Below are 18137 nucleotides of genomic sequence, written 5' to 3'. Positions count from 1 at the left end.
CGCGACCGAACGGACCCCCTGGGATTCCCCTGAAACTCGAAGACATGTGGAGCAGCGCGTGAGCGACGCTGAAGGTTACGACGCCATCGCCGAGGCCGAGGTCGAAGCGGCCCGCAAGCGGCCGGGCAGGACGCTGGGCCAGCGGCTGCGCCTGCCGCTGATGATCGGCGTGCCCGCGCTGATCCTGGCGGGCGTCGGCGTCGTGCTGCTGACCGGCGGCAAGTCCGAGGCCACCGACAACGCCTACATCCAGGCCAGCCGCACGGCGATCAGCGCCAGCATCGACGGCCGGGTGGTCAGCGTCGAGGTTCACGAGAACCAGGCCGTCAAGAAGGGCCAGGTGCTGTTCCGCCTCGATCCGGCCGACTACGAGGTCGCCGTGTCGGAGGCCGAGGCCGCCCTGGCCCAGGCCCGCTTCGACGTGCAGGCCCGCCGCGCCGTCTACGCCCAGCGCCTGGCCGACCTGGCCGCCGCCGAGGAAACCGCCGGTTACGCCAAACGCGAGGCCGCCCGCCGCAAGGATCTGGCGGCCGCCGGCGTCGCCACCCAGGCCCAGGCCGACGAGGCCCGCCACGCCGCCGACCAGGCCCAGCGCCAGATCGCCGTCGTGCGCCAGCAGATCGCCACGGCCCTTGCCGACCTCGGCGGCGCGGCCGACGCCCCCACCGAGCGCCAGCCCAAGGTGCTGGAGGCCCAGGCCCGCCTCGAGCGCGCCAAGCTCGATCGCTCCTATGCCGCCGTGGTCGCTCCGACCGACGGCGTGGTGGCCAAGGTCGAGCAGCTTCAGGTCGGCGCCCGCGTCAGCGCCTCGCAGGCGGTGTTCTGGCTGATCTCGGGCAAGCCCTGGGTCGAGGCCAACTTCAAGGAAGACCAGCTGGCCCACATGCGCGTCGGCCAGCCGGCCAGCATCAAGGTCGACGCCTACGACCAGCCGCTGAAGGCCCACGTCGCCAGCTTCAGCCCCGGCACCGGCTCCAGCTTCGCTCTGCTGCCGGCCGAGAACGCCAGCGGCAATTGGGTCAAGGTGGTCCAGCGCGTGCCCGTGCGCCTGACCCTCGACGACGCCGCGCCCGCCAACCTGGGCGCGGGCCTCAGCGCCAAGGCCACCGTGGACGTCCGCTCGGGTCGCGAGTGATGAGCGCCGCGCGGGCCCTTTCCGGCCACGATCGCGACGTCGCCAACCGCGGGCCGATCACCGTGTCGGTCATGCTGGCGACGATCATGATCTCGCTGGACACCACGATCGCCAACGTCGCCCTGCCGCACATCCAGGGCAGCGTCTCGGCCTCGGCCGACCAGATCACCTGGGTGCTGACCTCCTACATCGTGGCCGCCACGATCATGACGCCGCTGACCGGCTTCATGACCGAGCGCCTGGGCCGCAAGATGGTGCTGAACGTCTGCATCATCGGCTTCACCATCGCCTCGATGCTGTGCGGCATCGCCACCAGCCTGGCCGAGATCGTCATCTTCCGCCTGTTGCAGGGGCTGTTCGGCGCGGCGCTGATCCCGCTGTCGCAGGCCGTGCTGCTGGACATCAACCCGCCCCACCGCCACGGCCAGGCCATGGCCGTCTGGGGCGCGGGCGCGGTGCTGGGGCCGATCCTGGGCCCGGCGCTCGGCGGCTGGCTGACCGACAATCTGGACTGGCGGTGGGTGTTCTTCATCAACCTGCCGGTCGGCATCCTGGCCTTCTGCGGCGTGTTCTTCTTCCTCTCCGAGAAGAAGGGGACCGAGAAGAAGCGCTTCGACATCCTGGGCTTCGCCAGCCTGGCCATCGCTATCGGCGCCTTCCAGCTGATGCTCGACCGCGGACCCGGCGAGGACTGGTTCGGCTCTGCCGAGATCTGGACCTACTTGGTGATCTGCGTGATCTGCGTGTGGATCTTCGGCGTGCAGCTGGCCACGGCCGAAAAGCCGTTCGTCTCGCGGGCGCTGCTGGCCGACGCCAACTTCGTCACCTGCTGCATCTTCGGCTTCTTCATCGGCATACTGCTCTACAGCACGCTCGCCCTGCTGCCGCCGATGATGCAGACCCTGCTGGGCTATCCCGTGGCGTTCACGGGGCTGGTCTCCATGCCCCGGGGCCTGGGCTCGTTCATCGCCATGTTCGCCGTCGGCCAACTGGTCGGGCGGATGAACATCAAGCTGATCCTGACCATCGGCATGGCCATCAGCGTCGTGTCGCTGTGGCAGATGAGCCAGTTCAGCCTGGGGATGGACACCCACCTGATCATCGTCTCCGGCTTCCTGTCGGGGGCGGGGACGGGGCTGATCTTCGTGCCGCTCAGCACCATCGCCTTCGCCACGGTGAAGCCGGAGCTGCGGGCCGAGGGCGCGGGCCTGTTCACCCTGGTGCGCAACATCGGCTCGGCGGCCGGCATCTCGATCATGCAGGCCCTGTTCGTCAGCGGCATCGAGAAGCACCACGCCGTGCTGGTCGAGCACGCCCGGCCCGACAACCCGATCTACCAAGCTTATGCCAAGAGCGTGTTCCTGACCCAGAACGCCATGGCCGCGTTCAACGGCGTCATCAACCGCCAGGCCTCGATGCTGGCCTATCTCGATGACTTCCGCCTGATGCTGCTCATCACCGTGGCCTGCTCACCGCTCATCCTGCTCATGCGAACCCCGAAAGCCAAAGGGGGCGAGACCGTTCATGTCGCCGACCATTAAGACCCGCCTCGCGACCCTGATGGGCGCGATCAGCCTCGCTGCTCTGGTGAGCGCCTGCACCACCGTGGGCCCCGACTTCCAGGCGCCCGAAGCGCCGAAGACCGCCGGCTACGTCGGCAAGGACGAGGCGCTTCCGGCCATGGCCAGCCTCGACAGCACGGGCGTCGGTCCGTGGTGGACGGCGCTGGGCTCGCCCGAGCTCGACGCGGTGATCCGCCAGGCCCTGGCCGACAATCCGTCGCTGGCGGAGGCCGACGCCACCCTGGCCGGCGCCCAGTCGGCCCTGGCGGTCGCCCGCGGCCAGGCCGGCCCCCAGGCCAGCGCCAACGCCGGGGTCGACCGCGAGCGCGCCAACCTCCAGGCCTTCGGCTTCACCGGCTTTGGCGACATCAAGCTCAGCAACCCGACCTTCAGCCTCTATTCGGTGGGGGCGGGCGTCGGCTACGACCTCGACCTGTGGGGCGGCAGCAGGCGCCGCATTGAGGGCGCGACCGCGCGGGTCGAGGCCGAAGGCCGCCGCGCCGAGGCCGCCTATCTGTCGCTGACGGCCAACATCGCCTTGCAGGCGGCGACCATCGCGGCGCTGCAAGCCGAGATCGCCAGCGTCCAGCAGATGATCGCCGACGACGAGACCAATATCGAGCTGGTCCGCAAGGCCGACGCCCTGGGCGGCGCCACCCGCCTGGCCGGGGTCTCGGCCCAGGCCCAGCTGGAGCAGGACCGCGCCCTGCTGCCGCCGCTGCTGGGCGAACTGGCCGCGGCCCGCCACGCCCTGGCCGTTCTGGTCGGCAAGGCGCCGGCCGAATGGACCCCGCCGGCCTTCACGCTGGACACGCTGAAGCTTTCGGCGCCCGTGCCGGTGGTCCTGCCCTCGGCCCTGGTGCGCAAGCGGCCGGACATACTGGCGGCCGAGGCCGAGCTGCACGCGGCCACCGCCGACATCGGCGTGGCGACGGCCGATCTTTATCCGAACCTCAAGCTCAGCGCTTCGCTGACGCAGGGGGCGCTCAAGCCCAAGGACCTGTTCAGCTACGACGCCAGCGGCTGGGACGTGGGCGCGGGCCTGACCGCGCCGCTGTTCAACGGCGGCGCCCTGAAGGCGCGGCGCGAACAGGCGAGAGCGGCCGCCCGCGTCGCCTCGGCCCGTTATCAGCAGACCGTGCTTACGGCCTTCGGCCAGGTGGCCGACGCCCTGGCGGCCCTGTCGGCCGACGAAGCCGCCCTGGCGGCGCAGGCGCGGGTAGAGCGCCAGACGTCCGAGCGGCTGCGCCTGGCCCGCCTGGCCTTCGATCGCGGCGGCGGTACGATGCTGGAGGTGATCGACGCCCAGCGCGCCCAGAACGCCGCCCGCCAGTCGCGGGCGCGGATCGAGGGACGCAAGCTGGCCGACGCGGTGCGGCTGTTCGCGGCGACCGGGGCCGACTGGCGGACGGTCTGAGGCTTCAGACCACCGTCAGGCGCGGCGGCGCATCCCGCCAGGGGGCCAGCAAGGCGTCGCAGCGCTCGATCTCGACGTCGCGCACCCAGTCGCGGAACCGCCAGTAGGCCGGGGCCAGGCGTTCGGGCGTGACGGCCATCGGGGTCATGCCCCTGGCGTCGTAGAACTCCAGCGCCAGGCCCGTCTCGAAATCGACGACGCCGACCGACAGGTTGATCAGGCCGCGTTTCTGGAAGCCGCCGACTGCGGCCAGCAGGAAGGGCGCCAGCGCGTCGGGCGTGGGCGCCAGCTCGACATAGCGCAGGTTCCACCACCAGTCGGGGGCGTCGTCGGGATCGGGGCGCAGGCGCCAGTGCGGCTCGCGCGGCAGGTCGTATCCGAGGTGCGACAGGCGCTTGAACGGCGCCTTGTCGTCGGCGCTCCAGCCCAGTTCCAGGGTCACGCGCTCGGAGCGGCCGAACATGGCGGCGACGACCGCCCGGGCGGTGTCGAGCTCGCGCAGGAGGCGGGCGGCGGGCGTGAAGGGGGAGGGAAGACGGTCGGGGGCCGTGGCGTCGGGGATCAGCTCGATCCGCGTCCAGGCCGGCCCCCGGAAGTCGTGCAGGCGCTCGACGCCGAAGACGTCGAGCATCCGCTGGCGGGTGGGATGGAGAGCGCTCGATCCCACGGTCCGCCTCAGGCGATGTCGATGCGGTAGCTTTCGATGACCGTGTTGGCCAGCAGCTTCTCGCACATCGACTTGACCTCGGCCTTGGCGGCTTCGGCGTCCGTGGCGTCGAGATCGAACTCGATGACGCGGCCGACGCGGGCGTCCTTCACCGACGGCCAGCCCAGGCCATGCAGGGCGTTCTCGACGGCCTTGCCCTGGACGTCGAGCACGCCGGGCTTCAGGAACACGTGGACGGTGGCTTTCATCGCGTCTGACCTTTTCGCGACCCTCTCCCAGAGGGAGAGGGAGGGGCCCATGCGCAGCATGGGAGGGTGAGGGGTTACGGGGCCGTCCGGAAAGGGTGAAACCCCTCATCCTCCCACGCGTCCAAGGACGCGCGGGCCCCTCCTTCTCCCTATGGGAGAAGGGGTTTCCTTAGTGCACGCCGCCTTGGATGACGGTGGGCATTTCCTTCATGATGCCGAGGCGGCGGGCCACTTCGGTGTAGCTCTCGATGACGTTGCCCAGGTCGCGACGGAAGCGGTCCTTGTCCAGCTTCTCGTTGGTGGCGGCGTCCCACAGGCGGCAGCTGTCGGGGCTGATCTCGTCGGCCAGGATGATCCGCGAGAAGTCGCCCTCATAGACGCGGCCGAACTCGATCTTGAAGTCCACCAGCGTGATGCCGACGCCGCTGAACAGGCCCGACAGGTAGTCGTTCACGCGCAGGGCCATGGCCATCATGTCGTCGATCTCCTGGGTGGCGGCCCAGTTGAACGCGGTGATGTGCTCTTCGGAGACCATCGGGTCGCCGAGCTTGTCATCCTTGTAGTAGAACTCGATGATCGAGCGCGGCAGCGGCTGGCCTTCGGTCAGGCCCAGGCGCGTGGCGATCGAGCCGGCGGCGATGTTGCGCACGACGACTTCCAGCGGAACGATCTCGACTTCCTTGATCAGCTGCTCGCGCAGGTTCAGGCGGCGGATGAAGTGGTTCTGGACGCCGATCGCGTTCAGGCGAGTCATGATGTACTCGCTGATGCGGTTGTTGATCACGCCCTTGCCTTCGAGAACGGCCTTCTTCTGCGCGTTGAACGCGGTGGCGTCGTCCTTGAAATACTGGATCAGGGTGCCGGGCTCGGGGCCCTCGTACAGGATCTTGGCCTTGCCTTCGTAGATCTTCTTGCGACGGGTCATGGCTCTCGTCGAGGCCCTTCCTGCGAATAAGCGCGCCGTCCTTGCCCGGAAGACTCCCGAGAAAACGAAAAGCGCGCGCGGCGGATAGCTGCGCGCGGCGTTCGACTCAAGGCCGCTCACTGAAAAATGTCGGCGGGAACCTACCTGAACACGGCCTTTTCCGCAAACGCGGGCTGCCATCGTGGTAAACCTTCGCCCTGCGGCGTCGCGAGCGATTGCCCCCCGCCGCTGGCCGGGATATGGAGCCGCCACAAGAACACTTCGTCTCGCGGACACACCATGTTCGCAGGGGACGAAACCGAACTACTCTCTTACACTGGAGCGCCGTACTACCGCCCAGGGTTGCACCCTCTCGGCGGGAAGCGCTTCGGAAAACTTGGGGCTTTCATGACGACCTTCGACGACCGCGAACAGGCTTTCGAACGCAAGTTCGCGAACGACCAGGAGCTGGAGTTCAAGGCCACCGCGCGCCGCAACCGCCTGCTGGGCGAATGGGCCGCCGGCCTGATGGGCCTGGCCACGGTCGAGGAATACGCCCGCGCCGTCGTGAAGTCGGACTTCGAGCAGCCCGGCGACGAGGACGTGTTCCGCAAGGTCTTCGAGGACCTGAAGGGTTCGGGCGTCGCGGTCTCGGAAGGCGAAGTCCGCATGAAGATGGCCGAGCTGCTGGCCTTCGCCCGCGAACAGGTTCGCGCCGGCGAATAAGCGATCCGCCGAAAGGCGACTGGAAAAGGCCCGGCCGGTTTTGCACCGGCCGGGCCTTTTTCTTTGGCCGCTATCGCGCATCTGTGAATTTGCGCACCTTAAGGTTGTCGAAAAACTGAAATCGTCCCCAGGCTTTATCGGGCGGCGAATTCGCCCATGAAGCGCATCGTCGACAACGGGGCGGCGATCAAGCGACCGCTCCGCTAACCGGAGGACGCAAACATGGCTGACGACGTCGGCAACCTGCATTCCCAATCGGCCGAGATCGGCCCGATCGGCCTCTATCTGGTCAAGCTTCAGGTCGGAAACGTCGGCACGCCCGGCGCTCCGATCGTCAATTTCGCGCTCACCGTCGACGCGCCCTCGGGCAATGTCAGCGGCATCGCCGAGATCAGCCAGGCGGTCATCGGCGGCCAGCACCGCTTCCCGGTCTCGGGCCACGTCTACCAGACCGGTTTCGGCCAGGCCGACCTGCTGGTCTCGCTGACCGGCGAGTTCGTCTACAGCGTGCCGCCGCCAGCCATCGGCTCGTTCCTGGCGAAGTTCAAGGCGGCCCTGGCGGTCGACAAGAGCTGGAACGGCAAGGGCGGCTTCGACTATCTCAACGTGCACGTCGAGAACGTGCCGGTGAAGAACGTCAGCGCCTGATCGCGTTTCTCTCCTCCCCCGTTCGCGGGGGAGGAGCGTTCACGCCAGCCACTCCTGGAGCGCCAGCCATGCCTCGCGCTTGGCCTCGAAGCCCATGGCCGCGTGGGCGGGGCTCGACGAGGGGAGGGCGACCAGCGCCAGCCGATCGGCGCGCGAGGCCAGCAGCCGGGTCCCGGCCTTGGCGGCGGCCGCGCCGTTGAAGGCAACGGCCCGTAGGCGCGGCAGGCCGTCGACCAATCCCAGAAGATCGTTGTCGGCGGCGTCCTTGATCGCCGCGTCCAGGCTGCCGGGGCGGACCGCCTCGGCATGGACGTCCCACAGCCCCACGCCCGCCGCCAGCAGTGCGGCCAGCCGGGCATCATAGGGCAGGGGCGCCAGGTCGCGGCCGACGACCGCGCCGATCAGCCGCCAGAAGCCGTTGCGGGGATGTCCGTAGTACTGCGCCGCCGCCAGCGAGGCGTCGCCGGGCAGGCTGCCCAGCACCAGCACGCGCACGTCCTGATCAATGACCGGCGGGAAACCGCGCTTGCGTTCCTGCTCGCTCACTCGGCCCTGGGCGTGCCGTCCGGCGGGCTGTCCTTCAGCCAGCCGGTGATCATCAGCCGCGGTGCGCCGGCATAGGGCGCGACGGGGGCCACCGAGTGCTGCCGGGGCACCTTGAAGATGGTCATGGTGTTGAAGGCCGGCGCGAAGCCGCGCTCGATGTCGCCCAGCTCGTCGTGGAACAGCAACTGGCCGCCCCAGTCGCTGCGCCATTCGCGGGTCAGGCTGATGGTGTAGGCCGCCCGCCGGTCGCCGTCGCCGGTGTCGTCGTGGCGGGTGAGAAAGTCGCCTGGCCGGTAGAGCGTGGCCTGGGCGTCCAGCTTGGTGATCCCGGGCACGCCGATCACCTGGGCCCCGAACTGGGTCATCTCCGGTCCGTTGAGGAACTCGGTCAGGTCGTGGATCGGATGGCCCGGATTACGCCCGGCGAGGTAGGCGTTGATCATCGGATAGCCGAGATAGACGTAGGCGAAGCCGGTGCGGGCCCGCAGGGTGGCGGCCTTCAGCTTCTCAGCCACGGCCGCCCCGCCCAGCCTCTGGATCGTCGCCCGGTCGAGCACCTCGGCCTTGCCGGTCTCGGTCGAGCAGATGACGTCCCAGTCGATAGCCTTTTCGAGCATCCTGGCCAGGATGTCGGCCACCGCCGGCTCGAAAACGCCCGGGATGCGGACCATGCCGTCCCGGGCGTAGGCGGCCGCGAGGGCCGCCGGATCCAGCGCCGGATTGAGACGAAGGATCGGCGGCTCGCTCAACGGGTTCAGGCCTGCTCGCCGAAGACGCGCTTGAAGATCACGTCGACGTTCTTGGTGTGGTAGCCGAGGTCGAACAGTTCCTCGAGCTCGGCGTCGGTCAGGGCCTTGGAGACCACCGGGTCGGCCTTGAGGAAGTCGAGGAAGCGGCCTTCGCCGCGCCACACCTTCATGGCGTTGCCCTGGACGGCGGCGTAGGCGTCTTCGCGCGACACGTCCTTGTGCGTCAGGGCCAGCATGACGCGCTGCGAGAACACCAGGCCCCCGAGCTTGTCGAGGTTCTTGGCCATGTTGTCGGGATAGATGTTGAAGCGCTCGATGACGCCGGCCAGGCGGCGCAGGGCGAAGTCGAGGTGGATCGTGGCGTCCGGGCCGATGCCGCGCTCGACCGACGAGTGGCTGATGTCGCGCTCGTGCCAGAGGGCGACGTTCTCCATCGCCGGCACCACGGCCGAACGGACCAGACGGGCCAGGCCCGTCAGGTTCTCGGTCAGGATCGGGTTGCGCTTGTGCGGCATGGCCGACGAGCCCTTCTGGCCCGGATCGAACGGCTCTTCGGCTTCGAGGACTTCCGTGCGCTGCAGGTGGCGGATCTCGGTGGCCAGGCGCTCGATCGACGAGGCCACGACGCCCAGGGCGGCGAAGTAGGCGGCGTGACGGTCGCGCGGGATGACCTGGGTCGAGACCGGCTCGACGGCCAGGCCCATCTTGTCGGCCACGTGCTGTTCGACGCGCGGATCGACATTGGCGAAGGTGCCGACGGCGCCCGAGATCGCGCAGGTGGCGATCTCGAACTTGGCCATCGCCAGGCGCTCCTTGGCGCGCTGGAACTCGGCGTAGTAGCCGGCCAGCTTCAGGCCGAAGGTGATCGGCTCGGCGTGGATGCCATGGCTGCGGCCGACGCAGACGGTGAACTTGTGCTCCAGCGCGCGGCGCTTGAGGGCGGCGAGAACCAGGTCCACGCCGTCCAGCAGCAGGTCGGTGGCGCGCGACAGCTGCACGGCGAAGCAGGTGTCAAGCACGTCCGAGCTGGTCATGCCCTGGTGCAGGAAGCGGGCCTCGGGGCCGACGATTTCCGACACGTGGGTCAGGAAGGCGATGACGTCGTGCTTGGTGACGCGTTCGATCTCGTCGATGCGGTCGCTGTCCCAGACCGCGTCGCGGCCCTTCTCCCAGATGGTCTCCGCGGCGAGCTTGGGGATGACCCCCAGCTCGGCCATGGCGTCTGCGGCATGGGCCTCGATCTCGAACCAGATCTTGTACTTGGTCTGGCTGGACCAGATGGCGGCGGCTTCGGGGCGGGCGTAGCGGCTGATCATGGGCCGGGGGTTTCGTCGCGTGAGGCCGGAGAGTCAAGGGAAGCGGGTTATTACTTAGGACCGGCGTCCCTCTCCCCTTGCGGGAGAGGGTGGCCTGCGAAGCAGGTCGGGTGAGGGGTCTCTCAAATAGATCCGGCGAGAAAGCTGCACGACCGGGTGCGGCGGCGCGATCCGAGAAACCCCTCATCCGTCGGCTTCGCCGACACCTTCTCCCGCAAGGGGAGAAGGATCCTATCTAGGCGCGCGACTTCATGTGCTTGACCATGCCGATGGCCGCCAGGGCGTAGTGCACGCCGGCCCAGGCGTAGAAGCAGAGCGAGACGATGATCCCCTGCTGGGTGGCGCGGGCCATGGCGCCGCCGCAGGCCTTGGCGGCTTCGACCGGCGCGCCCTTGGGCGCGATGCCGCCGGGGCAGGCGCTCGCGAAGTCGATCGGGCCGGGCGAGAACATCCCGCCGAGGGCGGTGAAGATGCCGCTCGCGTCCGGGTGGTTGAAGTGGAAGCCGGCCAGGTGGTCGATCAGCCAGCCGGTGAACACCGGCCCGCCGCCCAGGGCGATCAGGTTGAGAAAGAAGAACAGCAGGGCCGTGGCGGTGGCGCGGCGGCGCGGCTCCACCGAGTTCTGCACCACGCCGAAGGTCGGGGCGAGATAGACGTAGTGGAAGACGCCTGGGATCAGCAGGATCAGCGCCGTCATCTGCCACTCGGTCTGCAGGTAGGCGATGATGTAGATCGGCGTGCAGAGGATGAGGCCGATGGCGGGCGTCAGGGCGTACCACTTGGCGCTGCGCTTGCCGGCCCAGTCGCTGAGGAAGCCGCCGACCAGGGTGCCGAGACCCGCCGAGAAGCCCCCGATCAGGCCGACGATCAGGCCGACCTGCGCCAGGCCCAGGCCGAAGGCGCGCACGAAGTAGGGCGGCACGAACGCGCCCGAGCCGTAGGAGCCGAACGAGGCGATGGTCACGCCCAGCACCATGTGCAGTACGGGCCACTTGCCGAACAGGATCTTGGTCACGGCCCAGAGTTCGGAAAACTCCTTCTGCAGCGAGAAGGCCGGCTTGGCCGGTTCGGCGGGGGGGACGGCCTTCGGCTCCAGCGGCGTCTCGACGACGTCGGAATGGCCGCGCGGCGGTTCCTTGACGACCAGCTTGACCAGGATGGCCAGCAGGATGCCCGGCAGGCCGACGATGACGAAGGCCGCCCGCCAGGACAGTTCCTGGGCCAGCCAGCCGCCCGCGACGGCGCCGAACATCGTGCCCAGCGGAATGCCGAAGCTGTAGATCGACAGGGCCGAGGCCCGCTGCTTGGGCGCGTAATAGTCGCTGATCAGCGAGTGGCTGGGCGGCGAGCAGCCGGCCTCGCCGACGCCCACCCCGAAGCGATAGAGCGCCAGCTGCGCGAAGCTGGCCGCGGTGCCGCAGAGGGCCGTGAAGCCCGACCAGATGACCAGCGACAGCGAGATGATCGACACCCGGTTCCAGCGCTCGGCCAGACGGGCGATCGGAATGCCGAGGATGGTGTAGAGCAGGGCGAAGTAGAGGCCGCCCAGCAGGCCAAGCTGGGTGTCGGTCAGATGCAGGTCGACCTTGATGGCCTGGCCGATGGTGGCGATGATCGTGCGGTCGATGAAGTTGAAGGTGTAGGTCGCCAGCAAGAGCGCCAGCACCGAGGCCTTGTACCCCTTGGAATAGAGCGGCCGCTCGCCGCCCGGCGCACGCGCCTGGCCCATCCTGACTCTCTCCCTTCAAACGTTTGTTCTATTTGCGCCGACTGTGATCCAAGGTCAGGCAGAGCGCCACCCCCTTTTCGAAGCTTCGGAATGGTGGCGGCTTTGCGGCGCGGGGATGAACCGGAGATAACGGAAAGGGGCGGGGATGTTCAGGAAAGGGAGCGCCTACTGGCCTCATACAAGGCCGGTCGAACGGCCGTCGCGTCGGAGGTCTCTCATGCAAGCCGCCCCCCGCAAGACTGAGCAGGAAGTGCCCGTCCGTGAGGCGAAGATCGTCTCGCTGGCGCAGTTCAACCACGCCCGCTCGATGAAGGCGCTGGACCGCTGGGACACCGGCGTCCCCGCCGATCCGTATCCCTTCGCCTACTGCTTTCCACGCCGATAAGGAAATCCTCCCCCTCTGGGGGAGGTGGCGCGAAGCGCCGGAGGGGGGCCGTTTTCAGCTTCCGCCGAGCTTGGAAGTTACCTCCCCCCACCGATCGCTGGCGCGATCGCCTCCCCCATAGGGGGAGGTTTTCGTCTCACCCCACCATGTCCTCGCGAATGGTCTTGCGGGCCGCCCAGAACAGCGCGAACGCCACCAGGCCGAACATCGTCGAGACGATCAGGGCCCAGCGTACGCCCTGGGCCTCGCCCAGGCCTAGCGGCCCGGCGAACATGTCGCTGAGCGCGCCGACGGCGACGGGGCCAAGACCCAGCCCGATCAGGTTGATCACGAACAGCAGCACGGCCGAGGCCGTGGCCCGCATCGACGGGTCGACGATGCTCTGGGCCGTGGCGTAGACCGGCCCGTACCACAGCGTGCCCAGAAGGATGGGGATGGTGAGGATGCCGATGGCGGCGGTCACCGAGTCGAGGCTGACGGCGGCGATGTAGAACGGCAGGGTGACCAGCGAGGCGATCGCCGGCACGGTGACATAGGCCCGCAGGTCCTTGGCCCCGAGTTTGTCGGCCAACTGTCCGCCCAGCCAGGCGCCGATGACGCCGGCCGTGCCGCCGATCAGGCCCAGGGCCAGGCCCAGGAACCCGGCCGACTTCAACCCGAACTGGGCGGCCAGGGCGGCGACGTCGGCGCCGTGATTGCGGAAGAAGTACGAGGCGATGAACGGCGCCTGGCCATAGCCGACGAAGGCCTTGATCGAGGCGGCGAAGGCCACCAGCCAGAAGGTCTTCTTGGTCATCAGCACCGCCAGGGCCGCGCCGAAGCTGACCTGGCTGGCGGCGCGGCCGGCGAGATCGGCGGCCAGCTGCTTGCGCGGCTCGACCAGGGTGAAGGCGGCGATGATGGCGAACAGCACGCCCGGCGCGCCGGCGACCATGAAGGCCGCGCGCCAGCCGTAGGCGTCGGCGATCAACCCGCCCATGGCCATGCCGGCCAGCGTGCCCAGCGGCGTGCCGATCGAATAGAAGGCGATGGCGCTGGCCCGCTTTTCCTTGGGCACATAGTCGGTGATCAGCGAGTGGGCCGGTGGCGTGCAGCCGGCCTCGCCGACGCCCACCCCGATACGGGCGGCGATAAGCTGCCAGACGTTCTGGGCGAAGCCGCACAGCACGGTGAAGGCGCTCCAGGCCAGGATCGAGGCGGCGATGATCCGCGGCCGGTTCTTGCGCTCGGCCAGGCGGGCGATCGGGATGCCCAGCACCGTGTAGAAGATCGCAAACGCCAGGCCCGTCATCATGCCCAACTGCCAGTCGGCCAGCCCCAGGTCGCGCTTGATCGGCTCGGCCAGGATGTTGACCACCTGCCGGTCGAGGAAGTTCAGCGTGTAGATGATCAGCAGCACCCAGAGGGCATAGCGGCGATAGCCGCTCGACACGGGCGCGATCACCGGCGACGGGGTTGCCGTCTCCGCCATGGGCGTTCCTCCTCGAACAGTTGTTCTAATCGTTGAGGCGACTGTAGACGCGCGTTAAGCCGGAAGGCCAGTCTGCATCGAACAGGAGACCGTCATGGAACTCGTCATCGGCACCAAGAAGTGGTCGACCTGGTCACTGCGGCCCTGGCTGGCCCTCAAGCGGACCGGCGCGCCGTTCAAGGAGATCGAGATCGAGCTGCGGCGCGGCGACGCCACCGAAGCCGACATCGCCAAGCACTCGCCCAGCAAGCTCGCGCCTGCCCTAAAGGACGGCGACCTGGTGGTCTGGGACTCGCTGGCGATCTGCGAATACCTGGCCGAGAAGTTCCCCGAGGCCAAGCTGTGGCCCGAGGATCCGGAACTGCGCGCCCTGGCCCGCTCGGCGGCGGCCGAGATGCATTCGGGCTTCTCGTCGCTGCGCGGCGAGTGCCCCATGGACCTTGGCCTGATCAAGCACGCCGACCTGTCGGAAGCCACCCAGAAGGACGTGCGCAAGATCACCGAGCGCTGGAACCAGCTGCTGAAGCGTTCGGGCGGGCCGTTCCTGCTGGGCGAATGGTCGATCGCCGACGCCTTCTACACGCCGGTAGCCACGCGCTTCCGCACCTACGGCGTGCACCTGTCGGACTACGGCGACACCGGCGCGGCCGGCGCCTATTGCGAGCGCCTGCTGGAGACGCCGGAGTTCCTCGCCTGGGAAGCGGCGGCTTAGGGGCCGGACCCAATTGCCTTGGCGATAAAAGTCGTCATCCCGGCCGGAGGTCCGCGTAGCGGGCCGCAGAGCCGGGACCCAGGGGCCACTGGCAGTGCGCCGGCCCCTGGGTCCCGGATAAGCGCTTCGCGCTTTCCGGGATGACGAGTGGTGAGGTATTGATCTTGAAGGCTTTTCTTCCCTGACCGGACTTTAGGCCGTCGGGAAAAAGCGCATGTAGGGCTCGGCCTCCTTCAGCGTGCGCGCATAGGAGGGCCGGGCCGTCAGCCGTTCGAGATAGGCCGCGGCGTTCGGGCGCTCGGGCGCCAGCGGCATGACCTTGTCGGCATAGAACATCGCAGGAGCCGCGGCGCAGTCGGCCATCGAGAACGTCTCGCCGGCCGCCCAGGTGCGCCCCTCCATGTCACGCTCGACGATGTCGAGAGCGGTGGCCAGGTGGGCTCTCGCCTCGGCCAGGCCATGAGGGTCCTTGGCGTCTGCCGGCCGGATGCGGTCGTTGACGATCTTCTGCATCGGAACCTGGACCGAGAGATCGAAGAAACGGTCTCTGGCCCGCACCTCCAGCGCCAGATCCGGATCCTGCGGGATCAGGCGGGCGGCGCCCTGATGATGGATCTGAAGGTATTCGATCAGGATCGAGCTTTCCGGCACGACGGCGCCGCGACCCGTGTCCTCCAGCACCGGCATTCGGGCCATCGGCCAGAGCGCGCGGAAGGCGTCCGACGAGGCCGGATCACCGAAGTCGACCATCCTCAGTTCGAACGGCAGGTCCAGTTCGTACAGCGCCACCAGCGCCTTGTGGCAGAACGACGAGAGCGGGTGGGCGTGCAGGATCAGCGCCATCGGTTTCCTCCGTTGCCGCATTGGCGCGGAAACGGAGGGCGTCGTCTACAGCCCGAACGCCTTCAGCAGCCGGTCAGCGGCGGACGAGGCCGGCAGATCGCCGGCCCGCACTGCGCCCTCGGTTTCGTCCACCAGCGCAGCCACGGCCGGCGCGGCGCGGAAGGCCTCGGCCAGGCGGTCGTTGACCATGGCCCACATCCAGCGGGCGTCCTGGTCGGCGCGGCGGGCGGCTCTCGCGCCATTGGCGGTCATCACCTCGCGGTGGCGCTGGACCTGGCCCCACAGCACATCGAGCCCCGCGCCGGTCAGGCCCGATGCGGTCAGCACCGGCGGCGTCCAGTCGCGATGGGCGGGGGTCAGGATATGCAGGGCGTTGCGATAGTCGCGGGCCGAGCGTTCGGCCTTGGTCGGATCGGCGTCGGCCTTGTTGATCACCAGGAGGTCGGCCAGCTCGATCAGGCCCTTCTTGATGCCCTGGAGCTCGTCGCCGCCGCCGGGGATCAGCAGGGCGACGAAGATGTCGACCATATCGGCGACGACGGTCTCGGACTGGCCCACGCCCACGGTCTCGACGATCACCACGTCGAAGCCGGCCGCCTCGCACAGCAGCATGGCCTCGCGGGTCTTGCGGGCCACGCCGCCCAACGCGCCGCCGGACGGGGAGGGGCGGATGAAGGCGGCGGGATCGACGCTGAGCCGCTCCATCCGCGTCTTGTCGCCGAGGATCGAGCCGCCGTGGCGTCCCGACGAGGGGTCCACGGCCAGCACCGCCACCCTGTGGCCGGCCGCCGTCAGGGTGCAGCCCAGGCTCTCGATGGTGGTCGACTTGCCCGCGCCCGGCACGCCGGTGATGCCGACGCGCTGGGCGCGGCCGGTATGGGGCATCAGGCGCTGGAGAAGCTCGCGGGCCGCGGCCTGGTGATCGGCGCGGCGGCTCTCGACCAGGGTGATGGCGCGGGCCAGGGCCGCGCGCTCGCCGGCCAGCAGGCGGCGCTCCAGGTCGGCGATGTCGAGGACGGGCGGAGACACGCCCCCGACTTAGAGGACGACCGCCGTGCCGGAAACCGAAACCATCATCATCTGGCCGTTGGGGCCGACGGTGTTGTAGTCGAGATCGACCGCCAGGATGGCGTTGGCGCCGACCTTCTGGGCTTCCTTCATCAGGCCCTTCAGGGCGTCCTCGCGGGCGCGTTCCAGCACCCGCTCGTAGGAACTGGATCGGCCGCCGATGAAGTCGCGGATCGAGGCCAGCAGGTCGAGAACGACATTGGCGCCGAGGATCGCCTGGGAATAGACCGCACCCTTGTACTCCTTGACCGGACGGCCCTCGATGAACGGGGTGGTCGAGATCAGCATGCCTGCGGGTCCTTCGCTCATGGCGCATAGTTAAGCATAAACGGGGCCCGCCGCGAGGGGCTCCGGCGTTGCACGCGACGCGATACGGCGAAGTTTCCCCTCAGGCGGGAAACCGGCTTCCGGCAAGCCTGGCCTTGAGGCAGATTGCCCGCGCTGAAGCTGGGGGGCTGGCCGTTGTTCTTCGCCAAATCGCATCTCGACCTGCACAACATCCGGGGCAGCGTCGAGCGCACGGTCAAGCTGTCCGACAACATCATCGGCGTCGGGCCGGTGGGCATCGGCCTGGACGGCATACTGGCCTGGTTCGGCGGGGCGGGCTCGCTCTACTCGCTGGGCGCGGGCGGGGTGCTGCTGTTCGACGGCGTGCGCGCCCGGGCCGCACCGATGATCCTGATCCAGATGACCGCCGTGCTGTTGATCGACGCCCTGCTGCCGCTGGGGCCGCCGGGCCTGGGCGCGGTGGCCGACACCCTGTTCACCGGCCAGAAGTGGGCCGGCGGGATGTTGCTCAAGCACATGGACGACACGATCTATTTCGAGGGATCGCGCAAGGACGCTCAAGGCACGGCCGAATATCGCGACCTGCTCGAACGCATCCGCTCGGGCAAGGAAAAGCGCCGGGTGGTGTTCCTGGGCTGACAACCAAGCTTGCGGCGAGGCGTTGAGACAGCATGACCGACGAAGCCGTCCTGCAAGGCGAAGTGATCGATGAGGGCCCCGCCGGCCATCGACAGCGGGCGCACAAGGCCTGGCGCAACGCCGAGACCATCAAGCGCCTGTCCGACCGGCTGATCGGGGTCGGCCCCATCGGCATCGGCCTCGACGGCGTGCTGGCCTGGGTGCCGGGCGCCAACACCGCCTACAGCCTGGGCGCGGCGGCGGTGCTTGGGTATCACGCCTGGCAGGCCCGCGCGTCGCTGCCGACCGTGGCGCGGATGGCCGCCTACATGCTGTTCGACAGCTCGACCAGCGCCGTGCCCGTCGTCGGCTGGGCGGTCGACACCCTGTTCCCCGGCCACCTGATGGCCGCCAAGGCGCTGCAGAAGGACATCGAGGCCCGCCACGGCGCGCCCGAGGAGATCGACCTCAAGCGCCGGAAGAAGAAGACGAAGGCCGGGAAGCGCTAGTCGGTCAGCGGCAGGTCTGCGACACGGATTTCCAGGTGCGGGAAGGCCTGGGGCGCCACGCCGCCGCGGACGCCTTCCTCCCAGATCGAGCGATAGCCGCCGGCCGTCGGTTCGCGATGGACGATCAGGCGCTGGCTCGAAACGTCCACGACCCAATACTCACGAACGCCCGCTGAGGCGTAGAGATCGGCCTTCCTGCCCAGATCCAAGGCCTGGCTTGAAACCGACACCTCGACCGCCAGCACGATGTCGCTGCCCCTGAGATCGCGGTCGTGCACCGTGCTCGGAAAGATAGCCAGATCGGGTTCGGGCGCGGTCTGGTCGTCGAGGCGGATCGGCGCGTCCGAATTGATCTCCCACTGACCTTCGAACAGCCGACGGGTGAAGAATTGGGTCAGCCAGCGCCGACAGCGAACATGAGGAACGCTTTCCGGCGACACCGCGATCAGTTCCCCCTCGATCAGCTCGACGCGGGCGTCGTCCGCCAGAATGCCGGCCTCGACCATGCGCAGCACGTCGTCATACGTGAAGCGGTACGGCGCGACGGTTTCGGCAAGGCGGCCCGGAGCGTTCATGGGCGCGACGATAGCACGGGT

At 68.6% G+C, this 18137-nt stretch carries 21 protein-coding genes; 9 read left to right on the top strand and 12 right to left on the bottom strand.

The window, feature by feature from the left end; translation table 11 throughout:
* Positions 1-58 precede the first annotated feature (58 nt).
* Genes P7A99_RS10800 through P7A99_RS10790 form a run of 3 tightly spaced genes read left to right on the top strand, consistent with a single transcriptional unit; the run spans position 59 to position 4114 of the window.
* Positions 59-1135, top strand: a complete 1077-nt coding sequence (locus tag P7A99_RS10800; protein WP_277793882.1) for an HlyD family secretion protein — start codon at positions 59-61, stop codon at positions 1133-1135.
* Positions 1135-2676: a DHA2 family efflux MFS transporter permease subunit gene (locus tag P7A99_RS10795; RefSeq protein WP_277793881.1), complete on the top strand. Its 1542-nt coding sequence runs from the start codon at positions 1135-1137 to the stop codon at positions 2674-2676. Before P7A99_RS10800 ends, P7A99_RS10795 begins: the two co-directional genes overlap by 1 nt.
* Positions 2660-4114 (top strand): efflux transporter outer membrane subunit, encoded by a 1455-nt coding sequence (locus P7A99_RS10790; protein ID WP_277793880.1) that lies wholly within the window; start codon positions 2660-2662, stop codon positions 4112-4114. Before P7A99_RS10795 ends, P7A99_RS10790 begins: the two co-directional genes overlap by 17 nt.
* A gap of 4 nt (positions 4115-4118) precedes the next feature.
* Here P7A99_RS10790 and P7A99_RS10785 read toward each other — a convergent pair whose 3' ends face one another.
* The 3 genes from P7A99_RS10785 to purC form a co-directional block, all read right to left on the bottom strand.
* Complete coding sequence (locus P7A99_RS10785; protein WP_277793879.1) at positions 4119-4781, bottom strand: DUF3885 domain-containing protein; 663 nt, start codon at positions 4779-4781, stop codon at positions 4119-4121.
* An 8-nt stretch (positions 4782-4789) separates the two neighbouring features.
* On the bottom strand, positions 4790-5029 hold the full coding sequence (gene purS / locus P7A99_RS10780; RefSeq protein WP_058350003.1) for a phosphoribosylformylglycinamidine synthase subunit PurS: 240 nt from the start codon (positions 5027-5029) through the stop codon (positions 4790-4792).
* A 169-nt stretch (positions 5030-5198) separates the two neighbouring features.
* Complete coding sequence (gene purC, locus P7A99_RS10775) at positions 5199-5954, bottom strand: phosphoribosylaminoimidazolesuccinocarboxamide synthase (RefSeq protein ID WP_116488052.1); 756 nt, start codon at positions 5952-5954, stop codon at positions 5199-5201.
* Between the two features lie 387 nt (positions 5955-6341).
* On the opposite strand from purC, the gene P7A99_RS10770 reads away from it, so the two are divergent.
* A complete protein-coding gene (locus tag P7A99_RS10770; protein ID WP_277793878.1) occupies positions 6342-6659 on the top strand; it encodes a DUF1476 domain-containing protein in 318 nt (105 codons plus the stop codon).
* A gap of 222 nt (positions 6660-6881) precedes the next feature.
* Positions 6882-7307, top strand: coding sequence for a DUF1842 domain-containing protein (locus P7A99_RS10765; RefSeq protein ID WP_277793877.1), 426 nt, complete (start codon positions 6882-6884; stop codon positions 7305-7307).
* 39 nt (positions 7308-7346) lie between these two features.
* Here the strand turns inward: P7A99_RS10765 and P7A99_RS10760 are convergent, their stop codons facing one another.
* From P7A99_RS10760 to P7A99_RS10745, 4 genes are all read right to left on the bottom strand, one after another.
* Complete coding sequence (locus P7A99_RS10760; RefSeq protein WP_277793876.1) at positions 7347-7853, bottom strand: DNA-deoxyinosine glycosylase; 507 nt, start codon at positions 7851-7853, stop codon at positions 7347-7349.
* Entirely contained in the window at positions 7850-8602 is a 753-nt protein-coding gene (locus tag P7A99_RS10755; protein ID WP_277793875.1) for a 2OG-Fe(II) oxygenase, read from the bottom strand. Before P7A99_RS10755 ends, P7A99_RS10760 begins: the two co-directional genes overlap by 4 nt.
* Positions 8603-8607: 5 nt before the next feature.
* A complete protein-coding gene (gene purB, locus P7A99_RS10750; RefSeq protein ID WP_165256548.1) occupies positions 8608-9918 on the bottom strand; it encodes an adenylosuccinate lyase in 1311 nt (436 codons plus the stop codon).
* Positions 9919-10153: 235 nt separating this feature from the next.
* Entirely contained in the window at positions 10154-11647 is a 1494-nt protein-coding gene (locus P7A99_RS10745; RefSeq protein WP_277793874.1) for a spinster family MFS transporter, read from the bottom strand.
* A 217-nt stretch (positions 11648-11864) separates the two neighbouring features.
* On the opposite strand from P7A99_RS10745, the gene P7A99_RS10740 reads away from it, so the two are divergent.
* Positions 11865-12032, top strand: coding sequence for a hypothetical protein (locus P7A99_RS10740; protein WP_277793873.1), 168 nt, complete (start codon positions 11865-11867; stop codon positions 12030-12032).
* 136 nt (positions 12033-12168) lie between these two features.
* On the opposite strand, the gene P7A99_RS10735 is transcribed toward P7A99_RS10740, so the two are convergent.
* Positions 12169-13503, bottom strand: a complete 1335-nt coding sequence (locus P7A99_RS10735; protein ID WP_277793872.1) for a spinster family MFS transporter — start codon at positions 13501-13503, stop codon at positions 12169-12171.
* A gap of 94 nt (positions 13504-13597) precedes the next feature.
* Between P7A99_RS10735 and P7A99_RS10730 the strand changes: the two genes are divergently transcribed.
* Positions 13598-14215 (top strand): glutathione S-transferase family protein, encoded by a 618-nt coding sequence (locus P7A99_RS10730; protein ID WP_277793871.1) that lies wholly within the window; start codon positions 13598-13600, stop codon positions 14213-14215.
* Between the two features lie 192 nt (positions 14216-14407).
* Here P7A99_RS10730 and P7A99_RS10725 read toward each other — a convergent pair whose 3' ends face one another.
* The 3 genes from P7A99_RS10725 to P7A99_RS10715 are packed head-to-tail and all read right to left on the bottom strand — an operon-like array spanning position 14408 to position 16414.
* Positions 14408-15058, bottom strand: a complete 651-nt coding sequence (locus P7A99_RS10725) for a glutathione S-transferase family protein (RefSeq protein WP_277793870.1) — start codon at positions 15056-15058, stop codon at positions 14408-14410.
* Positions 15059-15103: 45 nt separating this feature from the next.
* Positions 15104-16087, bottom strand: coding sequence for a methylmalonyl Co-A mutase-associated GTPase MeaB (meaB, locus tag P7A99_RS10720; RefSeq protein WP_277793869.1), 984 nt, complete (start codon positions 16085-16087; stop codon positions 15104-15106).
* 9 nt (positions 16088-16096) lie between these two features.
* Positions 16097-16414 (bottom strand): heavy metal-binding domain-containing protein, encoded by a 318-nt coding sequence (locus P7A99_RS10715; protein ID WP_101719187.1) that lies wholly within the window; start codon positions 16412-16414, stop codon positions 16097-16099.
* 174 nt (positions 16415-16588) lie between these two features.
* Here P7A99_RS10715 and P7A99_RS10710 point away from each other — a divergent pair, with 174 nt between their 5' ends.
* Positions 16589-17053 carry a DUF4112 domain-containing protein gene (locus P7A99_RS10710; protein ID WP_277793868.1) on the top strand — a complete coding sequence of 155 codons (465 nt, stop codon included), beginning with the start codon at positions 16589-16591 and terminating at the stop codon, positions 17051-17053.
* Positions 17054-17085: 32 nt separating this feature from the next.
* Positions 17086-17541 (top strand): DUF4112 domain-containing protein, encoded by a 456-nt coding sequence (locus P7A99_RS10705; protein WP_277793867.1) that lies wholly within the window; start codon positions 17086-17088, stop codon positions 17539-17541.
* On the opposite strand, the gene P7A99_RS10700 is transcribed toward P7A99_RS10705, so the two are convergent.
* Positions 17538-18116 carry a Uma2 family endonuclease gene (locus tag P7A99_RS10700; RefSeq protein WP_277793866.1) on the bottom strand — a complete coding sequence of 193 codons (579 nt, stop codon included), beginning with the start codon at positions 18114-18116 and terminating at the stop codon, positions 17538-17540. The two genes, P7A99_RS10705 and P7A99_RS10700, sit on opposite strands and share 4 nt — an antisense overlap.
* Between the last annotated feature and the right edge of the window lie 21 nt (positions 18117-18137).

Origin of the sequence: Caulobacter endophyticus, assembly GCF_029543245.1 — a bacterium.
Taxonomy (GTDB): Bacteria; Pseudomonadota; Alphaproteobacteria; order Caulobacterales; family Caulobacteraceae; genus Caulobacter; species Caulobacter endophyticus_A.
This window is presented reverse-complemented; position numbering and strand designations above follow the sequence as displayed.

What these genes read in the sequence shown, in the direction of transcription:
- P7A99_RS10725 (WP_277793870.1), bottom strand. Translation starts at nt 15,058, where the DNA reads ATGGCGCTGATCCTGCACGCCCACCCGCTCTCGTCGTTCTGCCACAAG.
- P7A99_RS10745 (WP_277793874.1), bottom strand. Translation starts at nt 11,647, where the DNA reads ATGGGCCAGGCGCGTGCGCCGGGCGGCGAGCGGCCGCTCTATTCCAAG.
- P7A99_RS10735 (WP_277793872.1), bottom strand. Translation starts at nt 13,503, where the DNA reads ATGGCGGAGACGGCAACCCCGTCGCCGGTGATCGCGCCCGTGTCGAGC.
- P7A99_RS10795 (WP_277793881.1), top strand. Translation starts at nt 1,135, where the DNA reads ATGAGCGCCGCGCGGGCCCTTTCCGGCCACGATCGCGACGTCGCCAAC.
- P7A99_RS10790 (WP_277793880.1), top strand. Translation starts at nt 2,660, where the DNA reads ATGTCGCCGACCATTAAGACCCGCCTCGCGACCCTGATGGGCGCGATC.
- purC (WP_116488052.1), bottom strand. Translation starts at nt 5,954, where the DNA reads ATGACCCGTCGCAAGAAGATCTACGAAGGCAAGGCCAAGATCCTGTAC.
- purB (WP_165256548.1), bottom strand. Translation starts at nt 9,918, where the DNA reads ATGATCAGCCGCTACGCCCGCCCCGAAGCCGCCGCCATCTGGTCCAGC.
- P7A99_RS10730 (WP_277793871.1), top strand. Translation starts at nt 13,598, where the DNA reads ATGGAACTCGTCATCGGCACCAAGAAGTGGTCGACCTGGTCACTGCGG.
- P7A99_RS10705 (WP_277793867.1), top strand. Translation starts at nt 17,086, where the DNA reads ATGACCGACGAAGCCGTCCTGCAAGGCGAAGTGATCGATGAGGGCCCC.
- P7A99_RS10770 (WP_277793878.1), top strand. Translation starts at nt 6,342, where the DNA reads ATGACGACCTTCGACGACCGCGAACAGGCTTTCGAACGCAAGTTCGCG.
- P7A99_RS10765 (WP_277793877.1), top strand. Translation starts at nt 6,882, where the DNA reads ATGGCTGACGACGTCGGCAACCTGCATTCCCAATCGGCCGAGATCGGC.
- P7A99_RS10715 (WP_101719187.1), bottom strand. Translation starts at nt 16,414, where the DNA reads ATGCTGATCTCGACCACCCCGTTCATCGAGGGCCGTCCGGTCAAGGAG.
- purS (WP_058350003.1), bottom strand. Translation starts at nt 5,029, where the DNA reads ATGAAAGCCACCGTCCACGTGTTCCTGAAGCCCGGCGTGCTCGACGTC.
- P7A99_RS10740 (WP_277793873.1), top strand. Translation starts at nt 11,865, where the DNA reads ATGCAAGCCGCCCCCCGCAAGACTGAGCAGGAAGTGCCCGTCCGTGAG.
- P7A99_RS10700 (WP_277793866.1), bottom strand. Translation starts at nt 18,116, where the DNA reads ATGAACGCTCCGGGCCGCCTTGCCGAAACCGTCGCGCCGTACCGCTTC.